15 protein-coding genes are annotated in these 18,326 nt (G+C 47.9%); 9 read left to right on the top strand and 6 right to left on the bottom strand.

Annotation, left to right across the window (positions count from 1 at the left end):
• Positions 1–148 precede the first annotated feature (148 nt).
• Together rsmI and BUB81_RS13010 are read left to right on the top strand one after the other, a co-directional pair.
• Complete coding sequence (gene rsmI / locus BUB81_RS13015; protein WP_073323438.1) at positions 149–982, top strand: 16S rRNA (cytidine(1402)-2'-O)-methyltransferase; 834 nt, start codon at positions 149–151, stop codon at positions 980–982.
• Between the two features lie 170 nt (positions 983–1,152).
• Complete coding sequence (locus BUB81_RS13010; RefSeq protein ID WP_073323436.1) at positions 1,153–1,419, top strand: hypothetical protein; 267 nt, start codon at positions 1,153–1,155, stop codon at positions 1,417–1,419.
• 36 nt (positions 1,420–1,455) lie between these two features.
• Here the strand turns inward: BUB81_RS13010 and nspC are convergent, their stop codons facing one another.
• The 4 genes from nspC to BUB81_RS12990 form a co-directional block, all read right to left on the bottom strand.
• Positions 1,456–2,586 (bottom strand): carboxynorspermidine decarboxylase, encoded by a 1,131-nt coding sequence (nspC, locus tag BUB81_RS13005; protein ID WP_073323434.1) that lies wholly within the window; start codon positions 2,584–2,586, stop codon positions 1,456–1,458.
• Between the two features lie 15 nt (positions 2,587–2,601).
• A complete protein-coding gene (locus BUB81_RS13000) occupies positions 2,602–3,804 on the bottom strand; it encodes a saccharopine dehydrogenase family protein (protein ID WP_073323432.1) in 1,203 nt (400 codons plus the stop codon).
• 115 nt (positions 3,805–3,919) lie between these two features.
• On the bottom strand, positions 3,920–4,327 hold the full coding sequence (locus BUB81_RS12995; protein WP_073323430.1) for a hypothetical protein: 408 nt from the start codon (positions 4,325–4,327) through the stop codon (positions 3,920–3,922).
• Positions 4,328–4,388: 61 nt separating this feature from the next.
• Positions 4,389–5,300 (bottom strand): 1-aminocyclopropane-1-carboxylate deaminase/D-cysteine desulfhydrase, encoded by a 912-nt coding sequence (locus BUB81_RS12990; RefSeq protein WP_073323428.1) that lies wholly within the window; start codon positions 5,298–5,300, stop codon positions 4,389–4,391.
• A 103-nt stretch (positions 5,301–5,403) separates the two neighbouring features.
• Here BUB81_RS12990 and BUB81_RS12985 point away from each other — a divergent pair, with 103 nt between their 5' ends.
• The 3 genes from BUB81_RS12985 to BUB81_RS12975 are packed head-to-tail and all read left to right on the top strand — an operon-like array spanning position 5,404 to position 6,914.
• Positions 5,404–5,970 carry a chalcone isomerase family protein gene (locus BUB81_RS12985; protein ID WP_084526526.1) on the top strand — a complete coding sequence of 189 codons (567 nt, stop codon included), beginning with the start codon at positions 5,404–5,406 and terminating at the stop codon, positions 5,968–5,970.
• The gene (locus tag BUB81_RS12980; protein ID WP_073323427.1) at positions 5,970–6,497 is read left to right on the top strand and encodes a DUF3833 domain-containing protein; all 528 of its coding nucleotides are present in this window, start codon (positions 5,970–5,972) and stop codon (positions 6,495–6,497) included. Before BUB81_RS12985 ends, BUB81_RS12980 begins: the two co-directional genes overlap by 1 nt.
• Positions 6,498–6,530: 33 nt before the next feature.
• Positions 6,531–6,914: an MAPEG family protein gene (locus BUB81_RS12975; RefSeq protein ID WP_073323425.1), complete on the top strand. Its 384-nt coding sequence runs from the start codon at positions 6,531–6,533 to the stop codon at positions 6,912–6,914.
• 138 nt (positions 6,915–7,052) lie between these two features.
• On the opposite strand, the gene aceK is transcribed toward BUB81_RS12975, so the two are convergent.
• Positions 7,053–8,864: a bifunctional isocitrate dehydrogenase kinase/phosphatase gene (gene aceK / locus BUB81_RS12970; RefSeq protein WP_281250815.1), complete on the bottom strand. Its 1,812-nt coding sequence runs from the start codon at positions 8,862–8,864 to the stop codon at positions 7,053–7,055.
• A gap of 130 nt (positions 8,865–8,994) precedes the next feature.
• Between aceK and BUB81_RS12965 the strand changes: the two genes are divergently transcribed.
• Positions 8,995–9,372, top strand: coding sequence for a SpoIIAA family protein (locus BUB81_RS12965; RefSeq protein WP_073323423.1), 378 nt, complete (start codon positions 8,995–8,997; stop codon positions 9,370–9,372).
• Positions 9,373–9,385: 13 nt separating this feature from the next.
• On the opposite strand, the gene BUB81_RS12960 is transcribed toward BUB81_RS12965, so the two are convergent.
• Complete coding sequence (locus tag BUB81_RS12960) at positions 9,386–12,853, bottom strand: ATP-binding protein (RefSeq protein ID WP_073323421.1); 3,468 nt, start codon at positions 12,851–12,853, stop codon at positions 9,386–9,388.
• Between the two features lie 309 nt (positions 12,854–13,162).
• On the opposite strand from BUB81_RS12960, the gene BUB81_RS12955 reads away from it, so the two are divergent.
• The 3 genes from BUB81_RS12955 to BUB81_RS12945 all read left to right on the top strand — a co-directional run bounded on the left by BUB81_RS12955 (position 13,163) and on the right by BUB81_RS12945 (position 18,002).
• Positions 13,163–15,265 (top strand): two-component system response regulator, encoded by a 2,103-nt coding sequence (locus tag BUB81_RS12955; RefSeq protein ID WP_073323419.1) that lies wholly within the window; start codon positions 13,163–13,165, stop codon positions 15,263–15,265.
• Between the two features lie 48 nt (positions 15,266–15,313).
• Complete coding sequence (locus tag BUB81_RS12950) at positions 15,314–17,371, top strand: hybrid sensor histidine kinase/response regulator (protein WP_073323417.1); 2,058 nt, start codon at positions 15,314–15,316, stop codon at positions 17,369–17,371.
• Between the two features lie 112 nt (positions 17,372–17,483).
• Positions 17,484–18,002, top strand: a complete 519-nt coding sequence (locus BUB81_RS12945) for a PepSY domain-containing protein (protein WP_073323415.1) — start codon at positions 17,484–17,486, stop codon at positions 18,000–18,002.
• Positions 18,003–18,326: the final 324 nt, after the last annotated feature.

Raw genomic sequence — 18,326 nt, 5'->3', positions numbered from 1 at the left:
CAGTGTAACTGACTCGTCTGCAAAATCTAAGCAATATTGGTAAATCCGGCCTTATGTTCAGGGTATTTCGCAGCAATGGTTAGCGTGTGGTTTTAACCTGTGTCGCATCAGGGTATATTACGCGCAGTTTTCAGTGCGGAATACACTCATGAGTTCATCCTCTCTTTACATTGTGCCTACCCCCATCGGTAACCTTCAGGACATCACGCAACGTGCCATTGACGTTTTGTCATCGGTCGTGTGGATTGCGGCAGAAGATACCCGGCACAGTGCAAAGCTGTTTCAGCACTTAGGCATTCAGGCCAAAACACTGTCGTTACACGACCACAATGAAGACAAGCGCAGTCAGATGCTATGCCAGAAGATACTGGAAGGTGAGTCGGTTGCCTTGATCAGTGACGCGGGCACCCCGCTGATTAGCGATCCCGGCTATAAGCTGGTGAGTCGGTGTCGTGAACAAGGCATTGATGTTATTGCACTACCTGGTCCGTGTGCTGCCATTACAGCCCTGAGCGCCTCGGGTCTGGCAACGGATAAGTTCATTTTTGAAGGTTTCTTACCGGTAAAAACTGTCGCACGCCAACACGCTCTCGAAGCACTGATATCACGCCCTCATACCACGGTGTTCTACGAAGCCCCGCGTCGGATTCTGGATACTATTAACGATGTCAAGGCGGTACTGGGTAACGAGCGTCAGATTGTGCTGGCCAAAGAGCTGACAAAGACCTTCGAGCGTTATATTAGTGGTAGCGCTGAAAATGTGATTGAGTGGCTTACTGAAGACCCTGTGCATCAAAAAGGGGAGTTTGTGCTGATGATCGATGGGGTGCAGGTAGATCAAAATGACATCCCAGAAGAAGCCATGGCACTGCTTAAACGTCTCAAATCCGATCTTCCATTAAAAAAAGCCGCTGCTATTGTCGCAGATCATTATCAGCTCAAGAAAAACGCTTTGTACCAGGCGGGATTGGACCTAGAATAATTCAAAACGCATGCACGTTGTCACGGGCGTGTCGCTAATAATATTGTCACCCTATAGCCTTATTTTAACTGACCTCACTGTGTTAGCGTTATGCGCCTTGCGGTGGGTTCGGTTTGGTATTCTCTTTCAGGTCACGTTGTTTTCGGGTTTTTTCCCAGGGAGAGTTTTTCATGCGCGAAAAGCAGCTATCCATAGATATTGAACGCGGTAACTGGCTGGTGGATGTGATTGATGAGCACATCGATGACGGGATTTATGAGCTGGTTTCACCGGTGAAAAGTACGACGCTACGCCTTCATGACGACCATATCTATGGTTTTCAGTACAGCATTGTGGGCAAAACTAATTCGCCCTTTACCATTAAATTAAATGATGAAGTGTTGGCGGAAGGTAAGATTGGTGACAGCGGTATTAAGCGGGGCAGAGGGATTTTGTAAAAAAATGGGCAGCGGTTGGCTGCCCATTTTCTGTGTTTAAGACAACTTGCCTTTAAAGTCGCTGTAATCGAACTGGCGCACCAGTTCAAAGGTGTCGTCGCTGCGCAGAATGCCGATAGACGGATGCTCCACGCCATTGAAGAACGTGGTTTTCACCATGGTGTAGTGCATCATGTCTTCAAACTGCAAGCGGTCACCAATATTCAACGGCTCATCAAAACTGTACACATCAATTACGTCACCGGCCAGGCATGAGTTACCGCCCAGTTTGTAATCATATGCTTTGTCGCCTGGCATGGCGGCGTTTAAAATTGTCGGGCGGTAGGGCATTTCCAGCACGTCCGGCATATGCGCGGTGGCAGAAATATCCAGAATCGCAATCTTGCCTTCGTTTTCGACAATGTCGACGACTTCGGCAATCAACGGACCGGTTTGCCACGCTACCGCTGAGCCCGGCTCCAAAATTACGTCCAGATGCGGATAGCGTGATTTGAAGTCTTTCAGCGTATTGATCAGATGATCAACGTCGTACCCGGCGCGGGTCATCAAATGCCCGCCGCCCAGATTTAGCCACTTGAGTTGACCGAACCATTTACCAAAGCGAGTTTCCAGTGCTTTAAGCGTACGCTCGGTTGCAAACGAATCACACTCACACAGGTTGTGGCAGTGAAAGCCTTCAATGCCGCTCAGATCAACGCCTTCCAGCTCCGCGGCGCGAATACCGAGGCGAGAGCCTGGTGCTGCCGGGTCATATAAAGGCGTTTCTGCTTCCTGATGCTCCGGATTGACCCGCAAACCTTGAGACACCCCTGGAAGTTGGTCCTGATAGCGTTGCCACTGGCCCAGACTGTTGAACGAAATATGGTTAACCAGTTTTGCCAGCTCCACCATATCCTGAGGTTTGTATGCAGGTGAAAAAGCATGCACTTCTTTGCCCATTTCACTGGCGAGCTTGGCTTCCCATACTGAACTGGCAGTTGCGCCGTGCAGATAGGGTTTTATGATGTCGAAGCTCGACCACATGGAAAAGCCTTTCAGGGCCAGAATGATGCGCGCGCCAGACTCGTCCTGCACGCGTTTCATAAGCTCAAGGTTGCGCACCAGCTTCGCTTCTTCCAGCACATAGCAGGGTGAAGGGATATCGGTACGCTGGGTTAAATCAGTCAAGGCTGCTCTCCGGGATTATTTAGCAAACGGACTGCTGTCACATTCCAGTACATGCCATGGCAGGCCGTGCTTGTTCAGCTCGTCCATGAATGGGTCTGGATCGAATTGTTCCATGTTCCACACGCCTGGCTTATGCCATTTGCCTTGCAACATCATCATCGCGCCAATCATGGCTGGAACGCCTGTTGTGTAAGACACTGCCTGAGCGCCCACTTCTTCATTACACACTGCGTGGTCACAGTTGTTGTAGATGAAGATGGTCTTTTCTTTGCCGTCTTTCACACCGGTAATATACGTACCGATACAGGTCATGCCGGTGTAGCCTTCTGCCAGTGAGCCTGGGTTGGGTAATACTGCTTTCAGGAACTCCAGAGGGACGATTTTCTGGCCTTGGAATTCAACTGGCTCGATGCTGGTCATGCCAATGCCTTCCAGCACGCGCAGGTGGTTCAGGTAAGCATCGCCGAAAGTCATCCAAAAACGCGCGCGCTTCAGGGTAGGGAAGTGCTTAACAATGGATTCCAGTTCTTCGTGGAACATCAGGTATGACGCACGCACACCAATGTTCTGGTAGTCCAGATCTTCACGTACGCTCAATGGATCAGTTTCTTTCCATTCGCCATTTTCCCAGAAACGACCGCGCTGGGTGATCTCGCGAATGTTGATTTCAGGGTTAAAGTTAGTTGCAAACGCTTGACCGTGGTCACCGCCATTACAATCGACGATATCCAGGTAGTGGATTTCGTCGAAGTAGTGCTTGGCGGCGTAGGCTGTGTAAACGTTAGTTACACCTGGATCAAAGCCACTGCCCAGCAGTGCCATAATGCCTGCATCTTTGAATTTGTCCTGATACGCCCACTGCCAGCTGTATTCGAATTTAGCTTCGTCTTTTGGCTCGTAGTTCGCGGTATCCAGGTAGTCTGTTTTGGTTGCTAAACACGCGTCCATAATAGGCAGATCCTGGTACGGTAGTGCCAGGTTAACCACCAGATCAGGCTTAACTTCGTTAATTAACGCTTCAACGGCTTTCGCGTCGTCTGCGTCAACTGCGAATACGCCTTTTACGCGGTCTGCGCCAACTTCCTGTTGCAGCGCTTCACATTTTGAAACGGTGCGGCTGGCCAGGTAAATTTCATCAAAATACTCTGGTAAACGGGCACATTTTTTAATGGTTACTGTCGCGACGCCACCGGCACCAATAATCAAAACACGAGACATATCTTTATCCCTTTTATTATGGAGGTAAATTTGGGGTGAATGCTATCAGACAGTTGAATTTTGGCAAGCAAAGTCGTGTGTCTGTGGCGATAAAGTTAACAGCTGATTTTGACAGCTATTTTTCAATTAACGGAGGCGCCAGAATAATGCGTTGGTTACTCCGGTAATAAGGGTATACCACCGAGCGTTCGGGTTTATTTGGTTCACATAACGTTATAACAATAGCATCTTGTGCCTGTTTGTCGTTGATTTCAATTTGAGCGGCATAAACCAGTGTCGCATAAGCGTCGTTGTCGGTGATGTTGTCGATAATGCGCCACTGCAAATGCTCAAGTAATTGCATTTCGCCCGGGTTTTCAACACCGTGATCGTCGGAAAACAAACAGCCAATGCGACCATTTTCATAAATAGCCGCAAAAGGGTAAAACGAATTTTCCATACGCAGCAGCACTTTGCACAGTACCAAAGCCCTATCAATCAGTAACTGACTGGGGCGTGAAAAGCCGGTATGAACATCGCTCATGAAATCTCCTGTCGTTATGCTTGTGAGGTTGTAGTTAAAACGCCTGTCATGCTTCAACAGATCATTCAACCTTCGTTGAACGCGCTCCCTGTAGCCCCCCTGTATGCAACACCAGAATTCGCGAGCCTTGCGCAAAAACGTGCGACGCCAGCATACTTTTTAACGCAAACAACACTTTGCCACTGTAAACGGGCTCCAGAGGAAGCTGGTGCTGTTCGCTTACTGATTGAATCAGAGTCAGCAGGGGCGCTGATGTCTTTGCATAACCCCCGTGATGAAAGTCATGCGCAATATGCCAGTTGTCTGTTCTGGCGGGTAAAAATTGTTCAACGAGAGACTCAAGATAACCAACCCCTTTCAGAACTGCAATACCCATCGCCCGTTGTTGTGGCTCCAAAGCGGTAATTAGTCCGGCCAGCGTGGCGCCGCTGGCAACCGGGCATATAACCACATCAAAATTGTGTTCGGTTTCTGTGATTACCGACTGCACGCCGGTCAGGGCCGCCTGCTGGCTGCCGCCTTCAGGGATCAGGGTCGTGTCAGGATGCGCAAGGCGAAGTTGATTCAGGTAATCGTGGTCATGGCGTCGACTATATTCAATACGATTGACGTAACGGATCCGGGTACCCCAGTTGATGAGGTCACGCAACATGGGCGTTGGATTGGCAGAGTAATCTCCACGCACCAGGGCTGTAAACGGAATATTCAACTGATGACAGCAATAACCGAGTGCATGCAGGTGATTCGAAAAGCCGCCGCCAAAACTCAGTATGGCATTCGGCAGCGTGGCCGGATCTGAAAACACACCGCTTAATTTTCGCCATTTATTGCCAGACACCACCGAGTGTATCAGGTCGTCGCGTTTAATGTGAATCGACACCCGTTCTGCCCCAGGCCAGTCTGGTGAGAATGACTGTAACGGAGTGGGAAGTTTGATCCCCAGTTTTTGCTCTACATTAAAATGGTTGCTCATGGGAACAGGACAACGTCGACAGCGGGGTTCAGAGTGATCATTTTACAGGTGCAGCAGGTATAAAAGGCACAGTGTAATTCCATTGGTCGGTAATGTGAAATCAATGAAGTTAATAGCAAAGAAAGCGTGGCAATCGGGCTTGCAGATTAGCGCCGCATTGTTGTTCGTCATAGCGCTGGGTACAGAAGCGAGGAGTGAGTCTTTGGTAAGTCCTTTTATCGATGCCGAAGTACCCGGCGCAGAGCCAGTGGGGTCCGGCCGTTTTTCAGTGTTGTTCTGGGATGTGTATGACGCCACCTTGTTTGCCCCTGAGGGCAAATGGCAAGCCAATTCGCCCTATGCGTTGTCGCTCACTTATCTGCGTGACTTTGACGGTGAGGACATTGCGTCACGTTCCGTTAAGGAAATGCGCAGACAGTCTGGTGTGAGTCGCGCCGACTTAGACCGTTGGTTACCGCTGATGCGCGATCTGTTTCCGGATGTGACCAGCGGTGACACGCTGACCGGTGTATATCTGGACAACGGTAGCGCGCGGTTTTACCTCAACGGTTCGTTGCTTGGTGATATTGAAGCGCCGGGGTTTGCGTCACGGTTTTTTGCAATTTGGTTAGGGGAGCAAACCAGCGAACCTGAGTTCAGGAACAAGTTATTAGCAGGAGTAGCAAAGTAATGCGGTATTTAGGATTACTATTATTATGCATTGTTGTGGCGGGTTGCAGTGTGTCCATCGACGGAGAGACATATAAACAACACACACCGGCATTTTCGTTAGAGCGTTTTTTCAAGGGTGATGTAAAAGCCTGGGGAATTGTGCAAAACCGTTCCGGTGAAGTGGTGCAGCGCTTCACGGTTGATATTGTCGGTAGCATGGACGGCAACGTATTGGTGTTAGACGAGCGTTTCACTTACTCGCTGGGGGAAGGGCCTGAATCAAGGATTTGGAGGATTACGCCAGAGGCAGACGGCACCTATACCGGCCAAGCTTCTGATATCCTCGACGTGGCCAAAGGCAAGCCATACGGTAATGCTTTCAATTTTACCTATTCCATGGACCTGCCTGTTGATGACACCACGTACACAGTTGTGTTTGACGATTGGTTCTGGGCGCTGGACAATGACACACTGATGAACCGCTCGTACATTAAAAAGTTTGGGTTGGTCATGGCCGAAGTTACTATTTTTATGCAACGCCAATAGCCGCTGCGCTAACAGCCTGAAGGAGGGAATCTGATGACGTTATATGTAAGTTGTTTGTTGCTCGTCTGTATTATGCCATTTCTGGCTAAAATACCGCTGGCGGTGGCAATGCATCGGCATGGCGGTTACGACAACGCGTTACCCCGGGAACAGCAACAGTCGCTCAAGGGCTTTGGGGCAAGGGCAAATGCTGCGCATTACAATTGCTTTGAAGCCATCACCTATTTCGCCCCAGCCGCGTTGGTTGTGCTGGCGACTTCGTCTGTTGGCGCCACCCACATCGCATTAGCACTGAGCTTTGTTGCATGCCGGATTCTGTATTTATTCTGCTACTGGTATGCGTGGAATACCCTGCGGAGTGTGGCTTTTGTTGCAGGGTTGGCGATCAGTATTGCGTTGTTTATTACTGCAATGTAGGTACCCGTTTCAGCTTATAGCTACACTTCAGCAATACTTTTTTCCAGACACGTTTACTCAGCCCATGGCGCCTGCCATGGGTGAGTAACGTAGGGTGTTTGATTCATTGTCGAGATGCTGTAGTTCGATGGTTCGGCACTACGACAATTCATCACTCGTTTTCGCGTCGTTATTGGTTGAAGCAGACGTAGCTGGGGTTGATTGCGCGAGTCTGTCCGGGTGGCGGCTGAACCGACGGGATTGTGGGTAAGGGGTGAAGTTATGGATTTCCCCTTTAGATGTTTCTTTCTGCACGCGGCGCCAGTATTCGGAGGTCATCAGGTCGCCGTGTTTGGCTTTCAGCATTTCTTTGAATGGTCGCTTACCCACAATAAAGTGCTCGAATTGCTCCGGGAAAACATCACTTGGTGCAACAGACAAGGTATCAAGGGCGTAAGGATCGTCTGACTTCGGAATATCACGGAAGTTACGCTCGCTCATCAAACAAATTTCATCGTAGTCATAAAATATGACCCTGCCGTGACGGGTGATGCCAAAATTCTTATGCAGCATGTCGCCGGGGAAGATGTTAGCCATGGCTATTTGTTTAATACAGGTGCCGAGCTCGTCAATCGCATTTTCTAATTTCTGTGGGTCGGTTTCCTGTTGTAGGAACAGGTTGAGCGGCGTCATTTTTCGCTCGATATACAAGTGCTTGATCACCAGTTCATCACCGCTGATGCTGACACTGGACGCGCAGGTTTCCTGCAGTTCGGCCAATAAATCAGGGTGTACCCGGTGCAGCGGGAAACGAAAATTCACGTATTCGTGCGTATCTGCCATACGTCCGACCCGGTCGGACATTTTTACCAGCCGATAGCGATCGATAACGTGTTCGCGGGTGATTTTTTTGCTTTCAGCAAACTCGTCTTTAATGATCTTAAACACCACACCGTAAGAAGGCAGGTGAAACACCATCATCACTAAACCGCGAATACCCGGCGCGATTTCGAAGGCGTCGTCAGATTTGTCCATGTGTTGTAAAAAGTTGCGGTAAAACACCGTTTTGCCATGTTTGTAGTGGCCCAGGGCAATATACAATTCGAACACTTTTTTGTTGGGCATTAACTCGTGCAGGTAAGCAACCAGTTCGCCCGGGTATTGGGTATCTGCCATAAAATAAGAGCGGGCAAAGCCAAAAATAACGCTAAGATCATGGCGGTCCGTGAGCAGCGCGTCTACAAACAGGGCATTGCTATCGTTGGTCTGCAATGCAATGACGAACGGCAGGGTTTGCTCGGGCATCTTAATGCGGCCAATCAAATAAGCCGCTTTACCGCGATAAAATACCGATTTCAGCATTTCTACCGCAGATACACTGCCGAGTTCTTGTTTGGTAAGTCGATTGCGCAAGGCATCGTCGAGGAACTGCATGTCCCTGGTGCGATCTTCAAACGGGATATTAAAGCGATAGCAGGCAAAAATGGCTTCGTACATTTCCGCCACGGTGGTTTTGGTGTCGAAACTGTGAATGACTTTTGCCCGGTCCTGTCCGGGCAAGAAGCACCGGCTTGGCAATACAAACATAATGTTGTTGTCGATAGACCTGTGCCGAAATACTTTTCCGATAACGGAGTTGTAGAAGGTTTCAGCCAGTTCGTACTGCGGATGGCTTTCTATCAGGTTGGCGAAAGCCGCTTTCAACGCATGCCAGAATTCAACGTCTTTTTGGTGCACGATGATTTGTTCGTACAAATCGGCAACGGCATCGGCCAGGCTTTGTTCGTATATGCTGATACGCTCTTTAGAAGCGGCAAGGGCATCACGCCAGTGTCCTTTCTCAAAGCGCTCCTGCGCGCCGCGGGTAATTCGACTGAACCAGCGATAGTTTTTATCGAAGCTGGTCATTATTTGATAGGCCATTTTTTTGGCTTGAGCGTGTTCTGTCACGTTTTTACTCGACGTAGTCAATCCGCTGTCACCTTACCACAGCGCATGGCGCAGGCGAATGAGACAGGTATTTTTGTTGATTTATGTCAGCATACAGCAGGCGAATATGAGATAGCGTAAGTGTAAGACTGAATAACCCGGACCGCCAGTTATGACCCAGACTCACAGTATTTCAATCGGAATAGAGCGTTTTGAAAACACCCTTTACATTGTAATGAAAGCCGCAGGAAAACTGACCCATGCCGATTACGAAGCGTTTACGCCACTGCTGGAAGGTGCGTTAAACACGATTGGCTCACCACATGTCAAAATGTTGGTAGATGTGACTGCATTTAGTGGCTGGGAGCTGCGCGCCGCGTGGGATGACTTCAAAATTGGTTTAAAGCACGGCAACGAGTTCGAAAAAATCGCCATCGTGGGAAATAAAGACTGGCAAGCGCTAATGGCCACAGTGGGTGACTGGTTTATTGGTGGCGAAGCCAACTACTTTACTGATTCAACGGAAGCGATTAACTGGTTGTGTGAATAATGCAACTCCTGAATCAGGCTTCTGTGGCTTGTTTTAGCTCGTCTAACAGGGCCTCAAATTGGGTTTTGGCGACATTGAACCGTGTGTTTATGTCTGGCTCCTGGTTTTTAGCACTTTGTTCGAGTTTACTCATGGTGTCGTAGAGTTGCTGAGCACCAATTTCTCCGGTTTGTCCTTTTAGCTTGTGACTGCGCTGACGCACTGTTTCGTAGTCGCCATTGTGTACCGCTGCTGACAGCTCTGCAAAGATGGGCTCAGCTCCTGAAAGAAAGATATCAACAAGCTTGTTCAGTAATGCCTCGTTGTTCATTAATCTTCCCAATGCTGCACCTTTGTCCCAAATCGGTAAGCTTGGTTCTGATTCTTGCTGTGTATTGCCTGAAGCCGCAGTGGCTTCTTCTTTTTGGGGGCTGGTTTGCGCCTCTTCTGGCGTTGATATCACCACTTCCTCGGTTTGTAGCCATGCTACCGACTTGGTTATAAACTCATTGGGTTCCAGTGGCTTGGTAATAAAATCGTCCATGCCAATGCGCAAGCATTTCTCTCTTTCGCCTTGCAGGGCATTGGCTGTCATCGCGATGATCGGGATTGCCGCTGTATGCTCCCCGGCTTTTCCCTGTCGGATAAGCTGGGTGGCTTCATAACCATCGATACCCGGCATATTGCAATCCATCAGAATAGCATCGGCTGGCGTGCCCTCTGATTCAAGGTTAATCAAACGGGTGATAGCATCTTCTCCGGAGTTCGCGCAGTAAATGGTAACAGGTAGTTCCGATAGCAGACTGGCTGCTACTTCCAGGTTGATGTCGTTGTCATCGACAATCAACAGTACTTTGCCTTTCAGCGTGCTTGCGTCGTAAAGGTGCTGTGCATCTACATCAGTTTGACGTCGGTGATAAAAGTCTGAAACAAACTCGGAAGTTTGCCCGCGCTGATTAATAAATTTCGCTAAAAACTCGGTGCGTAACAGGGGTTTATTCAGATACTCCAGTGGCTCATAGTCTAAATAAAAGTTCTGCGTAAAGGCTTTTAGCACGAATAACTTGGGTTTGTTCGCCTGCGATGACAACCAGGTCACCAGTTTCGTCGCTTCAGAAAGTGATACATCTACGATCAAATTGTCAGGGAGATCGGGAAGCGGCGCTTCAAGATGGCTGCTTTCCAATATAAACGGCTTACCGTCCAGGCTTTTCACTATATTAGTAATAATTCGAGCCGCGTTTTCACTGTGAGTGTAAACGCCCACGGTTTTATCGGTAAGTCGCTTAATTTCACTTTCGGCATAAGGTTCCCATTCATTGGTTGGCAGGGTAATGGTGACATCGGTGCCTTTGTGAAGCTCGGAGTCGAGTGAAATTTGACCGCCCATCATGTTGACGAGTTGCTTACAAATTAGCAGGCCAAGGCCGGTACCACCGTATCTGGACGCAATATTATTGTCGGCTTGTTGGAACGCATTAAATAACTTCGGTATTTTCTCTTTGGCGATGCCAATGCCGGTATCACTGATGGTGATGGTAAGCGTACCGGTAGAGTCGAGGGCATCGGTACGGGCTTTTACAATAACCGCCCCACGCTCGGTAAATTTTATGGCATTGCTGATAATGTTGTTTAACACCTGTGCGAGTCGATGTGGGTCGCTGCGAAACGTGCGAAAGTTAAGCGCTGAGGTATCGAGATAAAATTCCAGCCCTTTTTCGATGGCTTTTACGGCGTGGGTGGTGACCTGATCGTTTATCAATACCGTTGGGTTAAACAGTTTGCTCTCTAAATCCAGTTTACCTGCTTCAATTTTCGACAGGTCCAAAATGTCGTTGATGAGGACGTTGAGGTTAAACGCACTGACCTCAGCCATATTGATGAATTTTTCAGTTTCCGGTAGCAAGCGCTGTCGTTTTAACATGGCCAGAGCACCCAAAATTCCATTCAAGGGTGTTCGCATTTCATGGCTGATATTGGAAATAAACTGACTTTTAACCTTGCTGTTTTCTACCGCTTCATTGCGTGCAGATTCCAACTCCTGGGTGCGTTTAGCAATTTTGGTTTCCAGCACCTGGTTTATGTTGGCAGCTTCCTGTTTAGCTTGCATATCCTGAGTCGAATCCCGAAAAATCAGCGCCAATGCAGAGACTTTTTTTGACAATTTAATCACGCTTTTTGTGCAGTGATAATGGCACTCTTCTGCGCCTTTGTTCCATGTAAGATCTGATTCAGTTTCAGTATTGGATATTATGGTTTCAATGGGCGTGTTGGAGTGCGGGTTAAAGTACGGGGCGAGCTTTTCACCCAACAATTGTTGCTTGTTCACCCCTAGCATACGCTCGGCAGCGAAGTTGCACGAGGTAACCGCACCCTGATTGTCCAGGGTAATGATGACATCGATCGCAGCGGTCACCACGGCTTGCGCTTCAGCCCTGGCTTCGGCGAGTTTGCGATTGCGATTCGATGCACGGTTAATTAATGACAAAGCCATTGAGAAAAGTAATAGCACAATTGCAATGGCGGTATAAAAAGAGACCCGGCGATCCCACAAGAACTTATCAATAAACGCACTGTCACTGAATATCGACACGGTTAGTTGGTAAGGACGATGTCCTGAAGGCACCATCATTGCGCTGCTGGACACATAGCTAGCTGGCATTGTGCCAGATAACGGGGTTACTTTACTTAGTAGATTGGGTATCAACGTCGTTGTTGTATATTCACTGGTAAAGGTCTTATCAGGTGACAAATCTTTTGTAAAATACAGTACAGGATCAAAGTGTTCCAGAAAGTATCCGGCCTCATCACTGTAAGCCAACTGTTGGCCTGCCGGAATAAATTCTCTGGCTGATTCGAACAGATTGGCGAGGTTCTTATTGATGACCAGAAAAGCAAAAAGTTTACCCTGATCGGTGAAAATGGGCAGGATAAAACGAATTGTCGGCTGATAGGGTACAGTAATTTCACCAAATTCACGGTTTAAGCTAATCGGTGAAATATAAAGCTGTTGCCGCTTTAACTGCGTCGCTTCAATAAAATAATCAGTGTGTTTCTTGTTCTGGTACAAATTAGGCGTGGCAACGCGAACATCACCACGAAAGCGTTCCACCCGGATGAATTCGTCCCCAGAGTCTGCATAAATCACCCTGGCCTGTGAGTATTGGGCGTTGTTTTCAAGAAAAGCTGTGAAAATGGTTTCTAGTCGCGACCGCCAGCCATCAAAAGAGGTGTCGTCAAGACGGTCGATACCTTCCGGGTCTTCAGATGCTCTCACCAAACCGCTAATCGGCGGCGTGGAGTATAAAAAGTGAATGGCATTGATACTTTCATTAATACGATTCGAAAAGTCGATTTTAATTTCGTGTAAATTGACCTGGTGCTGTTTTGCAATTTCGTTGAAGGCTTCTTTCTCTATATAGCTTTCATGAATCAGTGACACGCCCAATAACAGGCCAAATAATCCGACTAGCAGTATGTAGGTGTATTTTATGTTGCTCAAAGTTGGCTCGCTTTACAGTTCATCAAAAGTTAGTGAAATACGACCAATCACCTATACTAAAACCAGATTGAATGCTAATCATTATCTATGAGGGAACGATTTACATCCAGCCGCTTTTTCAAAGCTGCGACAAATTGCTATGTTTTCTGCTGATTTCAGTGGGTAAGTATAGGCAGTAATGTGAAAAAGTGTTGTTTTTTCATTTATTAAAGCGACGCTGATTCGCAATAGGGTTGCTTACGAACCCGGTCAGGCTGGACGGCGAATATATCGAACCTTGCAATGAAGTAGTAAACGGAGGAGCCTGCAATGGAAGGGACATTAAAAATTCTGGTCATCGACGATGACCCAGGGGCACTGGCAGTCCTCGCCAGTGGTCTTGAGGACTTAGCCCAGGTATCAACCGCAGAGAACGGGCAGGAAGGGCTCGCATTAGCCGCGATATCTCAACCGGATATCGTGTTACTGGATATTGAATTACCTGACATCAACGGTTTTGATGTGTGCAAGCGCATTAAAGAACAGGCCTATACGAAAGTGCCGTCTGTGATTTTCATTACCTCTCATCATGACTACGAGACTGAGCGAAAAGCCCTTGAAATGGGGGGAATCGATTTCATTACCAAGCCCTTTGACTTAACGCTTTGCCGGGCGCGTGTTAACAATCATCTGCAGTTAAAGCTTCAGGAACGCGCGGTGATTAGTGCGCGGCGACAAATTGAAGAAGAGCGCCAGTATCTGAAAGTCATCTTAAACTCTATTGCGGATGCGGTCATTGCGACAGATGAAGAAGGGAAAATCACCTTCATTAACCCGGTTGCTCAGCGGCTGACGGGATGGCACAAAGACTCTGCTATTGGCTTGCCAATTGGCGAGGTTATGGTGATATCCGATGCTACAACGAATCAGCCATTGCCTAACCCGGTTGAAATTGCTTTGAAGGAAAAGCGTGTCGTCGCCATGGCGCTGAACGCTAAAATTACCAATCGTTTAGGGCGTGAATACCGGGTAGAGGACTCTGCTGCGCCAATCCGCGATAAGCAACAAAATCTGGTCGGTTGCGTGATTGTGTTCCAGGATGTGACCGAGTCTATTGCGCTTGCGACGCAAATGACCCACTTAGCAAATCACGACCAGCTCACCGGCCTGCCGAACCGCATGTTGTTGCATGACCGCGTGTTGCAGAGCATTTCTCGTGCACAAATAAGCCGGAAGTCTGTCGCCTTATTGTTGATTGATATCGATAACTTTAAGTATCTCAATGACGCGCTGGGGCATTCAGTGGGTGATATTGTGATTACACAAGTGGCGCAACGGCTGGAACATCTGTGCGACACCGAAACGACACTTGCGAGGGTCGGTGGTGATGAATTCGTGGTTATGATTCCGGAAATCAATTCGCACAACGTGACGGATATAGTGGCGATGGATATCATTGAAGCCATTCAGGAACCGTTTTCAATCTCAGGTGAAGAACACAAACTCAGTGTCAGTGTGGGAATAAGCTTTTACCCAACCGACTCGTCAAACGCTGAGGAGTTAATGCGCCATGCCGATACCGCCATGTACAGAGCGAAAACCACCGGAAAGAACCGTTATTGTTACTTTTCTACCAACTTGCAGTTGGAGCTTAACGAACGGGTAAGTATTGAAAAGTCGCTTCGCACTGCGTTGGAAAATGAAAGCCTCATTGTGCAGTATCAACCAAAATACAATTTGGTGTCGGGAACGATCACCGGTGCGGAAGCGTTGGTCAGACTGGCCGGAGAAGATGGAAGCATGATCCCGCCCGACAAATTTATTGGGTTTGCCGAGGAGTCAGGTTTAATTCACGAACTTGGCCGTCAGGTGTTACAACAAAGTATTCAAACCGCTAAAAAACTGGAACGTCAGGGGCACCCGCTCAAGATTGCTGTGAATATTTCGGCTCAGCAATTTCACGAAAGTGATATCTGCAACCAGCTTGAGGACATGCTAAACGAAGCGGCCTTACCCAGTCATTTGTTGGAGCTGGAGGTGACCGAGTCTGCGTTAATGACCGACTTCGAAGAAACCCGGGATATTTTAACGCAGTTATCGTCGTTGGGAATTTCAATTGCATTGGATGATTTTGGTACCGGTTACTCGAGTTTGAGCTATCTGAGGATGTTTCCACTCGATATCCTTAAAATCGATCGTTCTTTTGTGAAAGACATGCTGGCAGACGAGCAAGCAAAAAACATTGTCGATGTGATTGTGCATCTGGCTCATAGTCTGGGTTTGAAACTGGTGGGTGAAGGCATCGAAACTGCTGAGCAATGGGAGACACTGAAGCAAATTAACTGTGAAGAGGGACAGGGCTATTACTTTAGCAAACCAATAAATGAGAACGATTTTTTTTCGCTCTTGGCTAATGAGCCACAAGTGGTATGATACCCGACACTAAAAATAAACCAGTTAGTCAGAAAACCGGTTATTCCTATGCAGTTAGAACGCGGTAACCCTCTTATTTACAAGACGATTTTAGATATATCGTCGGATCAAAATCTAAGTACGCCGGTTATGATAGATCGCTTACTCGAGATTTGCCGCGGATCGTTTGGTGCCGACGCTGTAGGCTATGGCGGCATCGACGACGTTGACCATTCACTGTATCGACTGCATAGCATCAATCAATCATCTCAGCTGTCTTTTGAGGCAGGTATTACCCTGCCTGTAAAAGACGTACTTTGTAATAAGGCCATTGAAAGCGGTGAGCTAACGTACTACGAAGACTGCAGTACGTCTGATGTGTCAGAACACCCATTTGTGAATTTGTTTGCCATTCACACTTATTTGGGGGCGCCGATTTTAAGTCAGGGCAAATTACCCCGGACCCTGTTCTTTTTATTCACCCAACAACAGGCATCTGCTTTTAGCGATGCTGAGCTTGATTTAATCAAAACCATTGCCGCGGTCATTGAAACGGCGTTGGCCAGAGACGAAAGCCTGGTATGGAAACGGCGGCGGCTAAATTCTTTACAAGCCATGCAGCGCCTTGCGAACATTGGTTTTTGGGAAGTTGATGTGCAATCCGGCAAAGTGTACTGGAGCGATCAGACGCGCTTTATTCATGAAGTGCCCGACGACTTTGAGCCCAATTTGGAAACCGCCATCGACTTTTACAAAGAAGGGGAAGACCGTCAGCAAATTGTTGATGCGGTTGAGCGCGGTTTTGAGAAAGGTGAGTCCTGGAGCCTGGAAGTCCGCCTGATTACTTATACCGGCAAAGAAAAATGGGTTGCAGCATTAGGCGAGGCAGAATTCAAAGATGGCGAATGCGTTCGCTTGTTCGGAGCGTTTCAGGATATTGATGCCCAGGTCGCAAATCGAAACCTGCTTGCAGTGAAAAAGCAGGAAGCCGAGAACCTGTTGCAGGCACGCAGTCAATTAATTGCTAAAATCAGCCATGAATTGCGCACGCCCATCAATGGGATTTCTGGCATGTTGCAAACCATTCACTCCGGTCTGGACAAAGACATTCTGGAAACCAAAATAGCGATTGCAATGCAAAGCTCGGAGACCCTTGTACGTCTTATCAATGACGTGTTGGACTACTCAAAAATAGACAGTGGTGAATTGCTGATTTCGCCTGCGCCGTTGTCATTGGCAAGAGTGTTTAACGACCTGCAGGCGTTGTATTTACCGCTTTGTGAAAAGCAAGGTATACAACTGGAGTTTGAAACCCATTATTGCCAACAAGATTGGGTTGAAGCCGATGAGGTCCGGGTAAAGCAAATATTCACGAATATCCTGAATAACGCATTGCGGTTTACTTTTGGCGGGCACATTAAATTTACTATCACCACAATACAAACCGGCGCGTTGCTGGAATTAGTAGCTCGTGTGGCCGATTCCGGGAAGGGGATGACCCGGGAGCAGACCGCGCGTATCTTTAAGCCGTTTCAACAATTCGACAATCAGGCGAACGCCGGTACGGGGTTAGGTTTGTCGATAGTCAAAGAATTGTGCCAGGCCATGCATGGTGACATAAGCGTACATAGTCATCCGGGAGCCGGCTCTGAATTTACTGTTTCATTGAAGTTTCCCTATTCCGAGCAGGCGAATATCACTGCCAGACGCGTCGCTTCGCCGTCAGTCGTCGCGCAACTTCAAGGTATGAAAGTGCTGGTGGTAGAAGACAATGAAATAAACCGCATCGTCATGGAAGCCATGCTGTCTGAGCTGAGCCTGACCGCAGACTATGCGGTAAATGGGCTGGAAGCAATCAAGACGTTAAAGCAAAACAGGGATTACAACGTGGTCTTTATGGACTGCGAAATGGATGTGATGGATGGATTCCAGGCCACGCGAAAAATTCGCCGTGAACTGGGGTATGACCACAAATCCCTCACCATTATTGCCATGACAGCAAATACCACCAATGAGAACAGGCAAGCCTGCTTTAACGTCGGGATGAACGCATTTTTAACCAAGCCGGTATCCGTGGAAAATATTCGCGATACCTTGTTGTTGGTGTCCGAACGCAAATTCCACTAACACACAGGTTTGAAGAGCCCCACCAAAAGTCAAGAAACGTTAATTCACTGTAATCAAAATCATTTTTTCGGCAAACTAGCCGAATTAACTTTATTTACTCATGAGGAAAAACATGCCTTCACCAAAGTTTCACAATAGTTTTCGACAATACCATCGCTGGATTGGTTTTTTCCTAGCGGGCATCATGGCCGTGTATGCGATCAGCGGTGTGTTACTGATTTTCAGAACAACGGACTTTTTAAAGTATGAAAGCACGCACGAACGTCAGTTGGAAGTTGGGCTAAGTGGTAAAGGTTTAGGTGAGCAACTGCGTATGAAAGGCTTTGCGGTTGTAGAAGAGACTGCAGACACCATTCGATTCCGTCAGGGCGAATACAACAAGCAAAGCGGTGAGGTGGTCTATACGCAAAAGGATTACCCGGCACCACTGGCCAAAATGGTGAAGCTGCACAAAGCCACTACGAACAGTCCGCTGTTTATTGTGAATATTGCGTTTGGTGTGGCGTTATTGTTCTTCGTTGTCTCGTCTTTCCTGATGTTTATGCCAAGAGCACTGCCTTATAAAAACGGGCTTAAAATAGCCGGTGTGGGTTTTGTGCTCATGGTGCTTATGGTGATGTTCGGCTCGTAAGTCATGCCGCAATGAGCAAAATAGAGGGGCGAAACTTCAGTGACGCCCCTTTTTGCTATTTACTCTGTGGATCCCTAGCCGAACAAGGCGTTTACGTGCTATTATACGCGCCCAAATATGAAGATTCCGGCCATAATGGCAACGGAACGGTCTGAAAAATGCGCAAAGCCTGTTGACATATAGACGTCTATACGGCAAATTGAACGCATGAAGACGATGATTAGCACCACCGGCATGATTATTACCACCTCTAGGAGGGCGGTCGCTGGCTAGTGCGCGTAAGCAAACAGACAACGAAAGCCCGCCCTGAAAAGAGCGGGTTTT

This window comes from Marisediminitalea aggregata (genome assembly GCF_900129565.1).
Lineage (GTDB): Bacteria > Pseudomonadota > Gammaproteobacteria > Enterobacterales > Alteromonadaceae > Alteromonas > Alteromonas aggregata.
This window is presented reverse-complemented; position numbering and strand designations above follow the sequence as displayed.